Consider the following 8,226-nt stretch of genomic DNA (forward strand, 5'->3'; position numbering starts at 1 on the left):
ACAATCAAATCAATGGGGCCTGATCCTAGGGCGCTGATCTTCTTTTTTGTGATGTCCCGGATCGGCGTACCCTCTTCGCCAAATACCTCATAAAAAAGAAGATCAGCGCACCGCGCTTGGAGCACAGTATTTTTCTACGTACTGTCAGCCTAAAATGTAAAAAGCCCGCCCTTGCATTTGCAGGGACGGGCTTTTCAGTATGCGTTTAAATGAGATCAGCGTGCCCCTGGGCGGGGACCGCCACGACCAGGGGGACCACCACGGCCACCACCTGGACGACCACCCGAGGGCGGTCCCGAACGACGACGCCCACCACCGCCGCCACCACCACGACCACCGCCCAAAACTGGCGGACGCTGCGTGGACAGTCGGGCCTCTTCGGAATGGAAGGGGTGGTCCGTCACAACCGGAATGGGCTTACCGATCTTCTTCTCAATATCCTTGAGCCATGCGCGCTGTTCAGCGTCACACAGGGAGACTGCGCAACCTTCACGTCCTGCCCGGGCCGTCCGGCCGATACGATGGACATAAGATTCCGGCACATTCGGCAGATCGTAGTTGAAGACGTGACTGACCTCGTCCACGTCGATACCACGGGCCGCGATGTCGGTTGCGACCAGCGCCTTGATGGCGCCACTGCGAAAACCAGCCATAGCACGCTCACGAGCACCCTGAGACTTGTTACCGTGGATGGCTTCCGCCCGGATCCCGTTTTTGTTCAGGAACTCGGCAACCTTGTTGGCTTCATGCTTCATCAGCGTGAAAACCACAGCACGAGCAACGCTCGGGCTTTCCAACAGCATAAGAGCCGCATCTTTCTTACTGTCCGAATCAACGAACATGACAGCCTGATTGATGCGATCAACCGTGCTTGATTCAGGCGTGACCTGAACCGTTGCCGGGTTCTTCAGAAGCGAATGGGCCAGATCGCTGATAGACGGCGGCATGGTCGCCGAGAACAGGAGGGTCTGGCGCTGCTGGGGAAGCAGGGCCATGATGCGTTGAATATCGCGCACGAAGCCCATGTCCAGCATCCGGTCAGCCTCGTCAAGAACGAGGATTTCCAGAGTGGAGAGATCGATATGCTTCTGCCCGATCAGATCAAGAAGACGACCAGGTGCAGCCACGAGGACGTCCACCCCGCGACGGGTGGCCTCGATCTGACGTCCCTGCCCGACCCCACCGAACACGACGGCGTAAGAGAACTTCATGTGCCGCGCATAAGCGGCAAAGCTCTCACCAATCTGCGACGCCAGTTCACGCGTGGGCGCAAGAACCAGAGCACGGACGCCCTTCGGCGGCGCGGGACGACGGTTGGTGAAGATATGGTTCAGAATAGGGAGCGCGAATGCTGCCGTCTTGCCCGTGCCGGTCTGCGCCAGGCCGAGAAGATCGCGACCTTCGAGCAGATAAGGGATGGCACCTGCCTGAATTGGGGTCGGCGTGGTGTAGCCTTCTTCCGCGAGAGCCTTCTGAATTGGCTCGGCAAGCTTGAGTTCAGCAAAACTGGTCATGGACCCCTCCTTTGAGACGGCAAGGTCATGCTCAGGCAACCGCACCGTTATATCCCCTGCCTGGCCAACTGGCCGCAGGTATTTATGGCAAGCGACCCCATTTCCACCCTGCCTCACCTGTAACACCGGGCCTGAAACGGGCCCGGACAGCGCAGAACCGACGGGTTATGAAGTCATCATCGCACTTCAGCAGACTACCCCTGAAGTTGCCCGTGGGATGTAGGACAACACTTGTCCCATTGCAAGGAGACAAGAATTCTTATCTGAAAAAAGCCATTGGTATTTCTGGAGATTTTGCAATCAAGAGAAGCAGTCGTACTGAACCACTGCATCAAGAGGCAAAAACCCGCCACGAGGCTTTGGTGATGATGCCTCACGCCCAAGCGCGACGAACATCACAATTTCATGATCTGCGGGAAGATTGATGATCTCGCCCACCCGAGCGAAGTCGAAACCATCCATGGGGCAGGTCTGAAGGCCATGCGCAGATGCCGCCATCATGAGCGCATAGGCCGCAAGCCCACAGGAACGCATCCCCTCATCCCGCTGCACCTGTTCACGTCCTTCGTAATAGGAGCGGATCATGCCGACATAGCCCTCGCGCACGGCATCGGGCGCGTCTTTCCAGTAGCGGGCAGGATCTTTCTCCCAAGCCTTGATGTCAGCGCACATGACAATCAGCGCAGCACAGTCCTCAACCTGTGACTGATCCCAAGCTGCGGCGCGGATACGACGGCGCTGCTCCTGATCCCGCACAACCAGAAAGCGATAATTCTGGATATTGAAGGCAGTGGGAGCATGACGGGCGGCTTCAAGGATGGCCGTCAGTTCGGCCTCGGGGATCTGATATTCCGGATCAAAATGCTTGGTCGCGCGCCGGGATATGATGGCTTGAAGAATTTCGCTCATGAATCGGCAACTCCACTCTGACGGTTATTAACCCAGCACCTGCGGAAAGCAGACCCCGGATTCAAGGTTTGACTATACCGCAGAGCGAAGGCTGCAAAATATCAAAACGTCCCCTTCAAAACAGCGCAGTCAGTGCCCCGCACGCTTGAGCAGAAACATAGCCTGTTCACCGAACAGATTGGCCAGCCGTATGGAACGACGCCACGGGGCCCGGGCACCATCTTCATCAATCGCCAGCCATTGTTGAATGACATAACCCTCTTCCTCGCAGAGAAGGAGAAAGTCCCGGATCGTACAAGGATGAATATTTGGCGTAGAATACCAGGGTGTATTCCACACTGGCGTCATCGGCATCTGCCCGGTCGTCAGGAGCTGAAGCCTCAGCCGCCAGTGACCAAAATTCGGAAAAGATACAATGGCATGACGCCCGATCCTGAGCATCTGCCTCAGGACCTCACGCGGGCGCTCTACGGCCTGAAGCGTTCTTTGCAGCACAACGTAATCGAACGTATCATCAGGATAGTCCGCCAGATCATGATCCGCGTCTCCATGCATGACAGGCAGCCCGTGCGCGACGGACTGCGTCACGTTCTGCATGTCGATCTCGATCCCCCGCGCATCGCAGGATCGCGTGCGGTACAGATAATCGATCAGGGTGCCATCCCCGCTTCCGACATCGAGGACACGGGCGCGGGGCGCAATCATTTCAGCAATGAGCCGCTGGTCCACGCGCATCAGCGTTCTCCCGCTTTAAGGGCCGCATGTTCGGCTGCACCCGCGATAAAGCCCCGGATTGTCCGGTCGAAATCCGGCTCCTCCAACAGAAAAGCGTCATGCCCGCGGTCGCTCTCGATTTCCACAAAAGAAACGTTCGCACCTGCCCGGTTGAGTGCCCGTACCAGAAGACGGGACTGCGACGTCGGGAAGAGCCAGTCCGAACTAAACGACACGACACAGAAACGGGTATGTGATTTCCGAAACGGGTTGGCCAGATCACCGTCATGTTCTGCGGCCAAATCAAAATAATCCATCGCCCGGGTGATTGTCAGATACGAATTGGCATCAAAGCGCCGCACGAACGATGAGCCCTGGTGACGCAGATAGCTCTCGACTTCGAACATTTCCCCGAACAGCGACGGACTGCTGGACGCCGGAACCGCTGTTGCCGCGTCATGCCGGACCCGCCGCCCGAATTTGCGGCTGAGAGCTTCCTCGGACAGGTAGGTGATATGTGCCATCATGCGCGCCACCCCCAGTCCGCGGGCAGGAATGGCACCGAAATCCCTGTAATGGCCGTCATGCCAGTCTGGATCGGCAAAGATAGCCTGCCGGCTGACTTCATTGAATGCAATGTTCTGGGCCGAATGGAAGGGAGACGTTGCGATCGGCATGGCAGCGAACACGCGTTCCGGGAAGTCTGCAGCCCAGGTCAGCGCCTGCATTCCACCCATCGAGCCGCCGATAACCGCAAAAAGACGATCTATGCCCAGATGATCGATCAGCTTCACCTGCGCAGCCACGATGTCATGCATTGTGATTGGCGGAAACTCACTGTCCCACGCTTTTCCCGTCTCAGCACAGATCGACCGCGGCCCCGTCGTACCCATACAGCCGCCAAGGACATTGGAGCACACGACGAAATAACGATCCGTATCAATCGGAAGCCCCGGCCCGACCATCCGGCTCCACCAGCCAGGTTTGCCGGTCAGAGGATTGCGTTCCGCCAGATACTGGTCCCCCGTCAGGGCATGACAGACCAGGATCACATTATCCCGCGCAGCTGAGAGCGTGCCGTAAGTGCAGTAGGCGACCTCCAGCGGTGTCAGATGCACGCCACATTCCAGATCGAGACCGCTGTCCAGCCGTACGGTCTGATGTGTGTAGACCGGCCCATCCGCGATACTCGGTGACGCGCTGATGTCCATCCCAGATACACCCCTGATGCCACGACTGAGGCCTCATGCCTCCCGGGCGCCACGGTATGGCACTGCCGGCCGATACGATCAAATCCCCTTTTGGATTGACGATGAATTAACACCTTGAATAAAGTTAAAAAAACGTAAAAAAGTTATACATGCCGCATCCGTTCTCGCATTCCTCTGTTGAAGATTCACGGAGATCGCCGTTTCCGGCTGACGCATCTCCCCTGCAGATTCTCGGGCATTCCGGCATTTTTGATGCATTTTATTATCTGAAATCCAACCCCGACCTGCACACGCTCGGAACCGCCGTTCTTCGACATTACCATCAGCATGGATGGCGGGAGGGCCGTAAACCCAATCCCTTCTTTGATCCACACTGGTATCTCAACCAGAACCGCGACGTCATCGGCGATCCGTTGCTGCATTATGCCCTGCACGGGGAACGCGAGGGACGACGGCCGATCGCTTGGTTCGATCCACTGTGGTACGCGCAGACCTACCACCTTCCGGAACGGATGCTGGCCCTGGCCCATTACCTGAAGAACCGTCACAACACACCACTGCGCCCGATCCCCGAGTTCGATCCAGACTTTTATCTGCGCGCCTACCCCGATGTCGCCAAAGCTGGTATCGATGCGCTCGAGCACTACATGGTTCAGGGGTTTCGCGAGGCCCGCAAACCTTTCGACGGGTTTGATCCCCTTTATTACAGACGGAAATACCTCCGGCATTCTCCGGACAGCAATCCGCTGCTACATTATCTGGAAAATCGCGACCGGCCGGATATCCATCCCTGCAGTCCGGAAACCGAAGTATCGGTTTTTAGTGAAATAAAGCGCCGGAGCAAACCAGGGCCGCTTTTTGAAAAAACATGCCCCTTACCTCGAAGCGCCATCCGCCGCGCCCGTATTCTGGCCTATTACCTGCCACAGTTTCATACCATTCCCGAAAATGACGCCTGGTGGGGCGAAGGTTTCACGGAATGGACGAACCTCTCCCGAGGCATTCCACGCTTTTCAGACCACTACCAGCCTCGCATTCCACGGGACTTGGGTCATTACACCTTGAACACACCCGAAATCCTCGAACGACAGGCTGCGATGGCCCAGGCCGCGGGGATCGAAGGCTTCATTTTTTATTTCTACTGGTTCAACCGCAAACGCCTTCTGGACCAACCTCTGGAAATTCTACTGTCCAACCCGCAGATCGATCTTCCGTTCTGTCTCATGTGGGCCAACGAGAACTGGAGCCGTCGCTGGGATGGATCAGACGATGATCTGCTAATCGCGCAGGATTACCGTTCCGAGGACGATGAAGCCCTTGTGGACTGCTTTGCCCGGTATCTGCATGATCCACGCTATATCCATTTTGATGGCCGACCGGTGCTTATGGTCTATCGACCTGGGACCATCCCCGATGCTCCGACCGCCTTCGTCAGATGGCGTACTCTGTTCCGCACCCGCCATGGGCTGGATCCGCTTTTTGTCATGGGACAGGCTTTCGGTGACGAAAACCCCGATCTCTTCGGCCTGGACGGCGCCATCGAATTTCCACCCCACAAGGTTGTCTCGAACTGCAATCTGATCAATGACGAAATCAATCTGTTCGATAACGACTTCAGCGGTCAGGTCTATGACTACGGCACAGTCGTAGACAACGCCCTCGCCCAGCCGAGAACCCCATTCCCCCTGATCAGGACCGCAGCGCCTTCATGGGATAATGATGCACGCCGGCAGGGTAAAGGCCTCGTCCTTCATGGATCAACGCCGGAACTCTATGAGCGATGGCTCAGCGGCCTAGTCGAACAGGCCCAGTCCCGCACATTCTTCGGAGAACCGGTTGTCTGCATCAACGCCTGGAATGAATGGGCCGAGGGCGCTTATCTGGAGCCGGATCAGCATTTCGGAAGCGCCTATCTCAACGCAACGGCACGCGCCTGTACTGGCGTCGGGAAAAACCGCTCGCAATCAGGAATCCTTCTGATTGGACATGACGCGTTTCCCGCAGGTGCACAGCGACTGCTGCTCGAAACCGGTCGCACGCTAAGGCACTGAGATCCAGTTCCTCCTTCTCGACGGCGGCGCTCTCCTCGACGAATACCGTAGCGTGGCGACCACAGAGATCGTTGCGGTGGACTCAAAAACCACCACAGCGCGTCTGAAGTATCTCCGCAGCCAGGGATTCCAGTCTGCAATTCTTAACAGTGCAGCAAGTTCAGCCCTCGCACCCCACCTTGCAGAAGCAGATATCAGGTTCCTGTTCCTCATTCATGAGCTACCCGCACTCCTGCGCAATCGTAACCTGCACGCCCCCATGGAAAAAGCCTGTACACTGGCAAGCCATGTCATTGCACCAGCGGCAAATATAGCAAAAAAACTTGACCTGGAATCTCTCAACAAACTGCAAATCCTGCCGCAAGGCCTCTACACTGAATCGCCCTTTTCGCTACAGGCACGGCAGACAATCCGCAGGAAAATGGGCCTTAGGACAGATGACCGGATCATCATCGGCGCCGGCTATGCAGACCTGCGCAAAGGCTTTGACCTTTTCCTTCAGCTCTGGCGCAAAATGCGGGGCACAGTCCACTGTATCTGGCTGGGCGATATCGACCCATCCCTGAAAAACAACCTGCATGCCGAACTGACCAACGCCCTCTCCAGTGGCACATTCCATATGCCTGGCAGGGTCGAAAATGTGCCGGCATGGCTAGCTGCAGCAGACGTCTTTGTTCTCACTTCACGCGAAGATCCGTATCCCTCCGTCGTCCTAGAAGCTTTGGCAGCTGGACTGCCTTGTGTTGCGTTCGAGGAAAGCGGCGGAATTCAGGATCTCCTGCAACAGATCGATTCTGAAACAGACCATCGCAACAGCATTGTTCCTTTTACGGATATATCCGCGATGGCGAACGCGGCAAACAAACTGGCGGGATGGTCCACAGAACGCTCGAACCGTGAACGACAGAAAACTGCCTACGCCGCTGCACAACGTTTCAGCTTCAAACATTATGCCCAGAAACTTCTAAGCCTCGCCCTTCCCGCAATCCCGAAAATTTCCGTTGTCATCCCCTCACACAACTACGCTCATTATATGAGCCGCCGCCTTGCTTCAATTTTTGCGCAGACAGTACCGATCTTTGAAATCATCGTGCTCGACGACGCCTCAGACGATAACAGCTTAGAAATTGCTCGGCAGACGGCAAAAGACTGGGATCGGGAAATCATCTGCATCGAGAATACTGCCCCCTCAGGCTCGGTCTTCAAACAGTGGCACAAAGCCATCAGAAGCGCACGTGGCGACTGGGTCTGGATTGCCGAGGCGGACGATTTCTGTGAACCGGAATTTCTTGAATGTATTCTGGGTGGGATCAAGAACAAGCCCGCTGTCGTCATGGCATTTACTGATAGTCGGGCCGTTAACGAAGACGGCGCTTTAATTTTGCCATCCTATCGCTCCTATTACTCCAAGAGCGCAGGATTACTAATGGAAAATGACTGTCATTTTACAGGAGAAAATTTTCTCAGGAGATGCCTGTCGGAACGTAACCTTGTCCTCAACGTTAGCAGTGCCCTCTTTCGAACGAAACATTTATTGGCAGCGATCAATTGTTGTCAAACAGACCTAAAAAACCTGCGTGTTGCAGGCGACTGGCGCATTTATCTTGAACTACTCACACAGAAAAACGTCGAGATTATCTATCTGGCTCAACCTCTCAATGTGCACCGAAGACATGGAGATTCAGTCACCCATACACTCAGCCGACGTAATCACATCGACGAAATCGCCTACATGCATCGCCTTCTGGCAAGTCGACTTACACTTCCAGAAACGCATATCAGCCGCCAGAAAAACTACCGCACAATACTAGAGCAGCAATTCGGACT

6 protein-coding genes are annotated in these 8,226 nt (G+C 55.8%); 2 read left to right on the forward strand and 4 right to left on the reverse strand.

Going from position 1 to position 8,226, the window contains the following annotated elements; all coding sequences use genetic code 11:
• Positions 1–215: 215 nt before the first annotated feature.
• The 4 genes from GSP01_RS13995 to metX form a co-directional block, all read right to left on the reverse strand.
• Positions 216–1,514 carry a DEAD/DEAH box helicase gene (locus GSP01_RS13995; RefSeq protein WP_141354507.1) on the reverse strand — a complete coding sequence of 433 codons (1,299 nt, stop codon included), beginning with the start codon at positions 1,512–1,514 and terminating at the stop codon, positions 216–218.
• A gap of 300 nt (positions 1,515–1,814) precedes the next feature.
• A complete protein-coding gene (locus tag GSP01_RS14000) occupies positions 1,815–2,423 on the reverse strand; it encodes a nitroreductase family protein (RefSeq protein WP_141354509.1) in 609 nt (202 codons plus the stop codon).
• Positions 2,424–2,552: 129 nt separating this feature from the next.
• Complete coding sequence (gene metW, locus GSP01_RS14005; protein WP_141354511.1) at positions 2,553–3,158, reverse strand: methionine biosynthesis protein MetW; 606 nt, start codon at positions 3,156–3,158, stop codon at positions 2,553–2,555.
• Positions 3,158–4,348 carry a homoserine O-acetyltransferase MetX gene (metX, locus tag GSP01_RS14010; RefSeq protein WP_141354513.1) on the reverse strand — a complete coding sequence of 397 codons (1,191 nt, stop codon included), beginning with the start codon at positions 4,346–4,348 and terminating at the stop codon, positions 3,158–3,160. Before metX ends, metW begins: the two co-directional genes overlap by 1 nt.
• A 149-nt stretch (positions 4,349–4,497) precedes the next feature.
• Between metX and GSP01_RS15330 the strand changes: the two genes are divergently transcribed.
• Positions 4,498–6,399, forward strand: coding sequence for a glycosyltransferase WbsX family protein (locus GSP01_RS15330; protein WP_228124007.1), 1,902 nt, complete (start codon positions 4,498–4,500; stop codon positions 6,397–6,399).
• 52 nt (positions 6,400–6,451) lie between these two features.
• Positions 6,452–8,226 (forward strand): glycosyltransferase (locus tag GSP01_RS15335; protein ID WP_255320912.1); only part of this gene is annotated, 1,775 nt, incomplete at its 3' end.

Origin of the sequence: Gluconobacter sphaericus NBRC 12467, assembly GCF_006539125.1 — a bacterium.
Taxonomy (GTDB): domain Bacteria; phylum Pseudomonadota; class Alphaproteobacteria; order Acetobacterales; family Acetobacteraceae; genus Gluconobacter; species Gluconobacter sphaericus.

What these genes read in the sequence shown, in the direction of transcription:
- metX (WP_141354513.1), bottom strand. Translation starts at nt 4,348, where the DNA reads ATGGACATCAGCGCGTCACCGAGTATCGCGGATGGGCCGGTCTACACA.
- GSP01_RS15330 (WP_228124007.1), top strand. Translation starts at nt 4,498, where the DNA reads ATGCCGCATCCGTTCTCGCATTCCTCTGTTGAAGATTCACGGAGATCG.
- GSP01_RS13995 (WP_141354507.1), bottom strand. Translation starts at nt 1,514, where the DNA reads ATGACCAGTTTTGCTGAACTCAAGCTTGCCGAGCCAATTCAGAAGGCT.
- GSP01_RS14000 (WP_141354509.1), bottom strand. Translation starts at nt 2,423, where the DNA reads ATGAGCGAAATTCTTCAAGCCATCATATCCCGGCGCGCGACCAAGCAT.
- metW (WP_141354511.1), bottom strand. Translation starts at nt 3,158, where the DNA reads ATGCGCGTGGACCAGCGGCTCATTGCTGAAATGATTGCGCCCCGCGCC.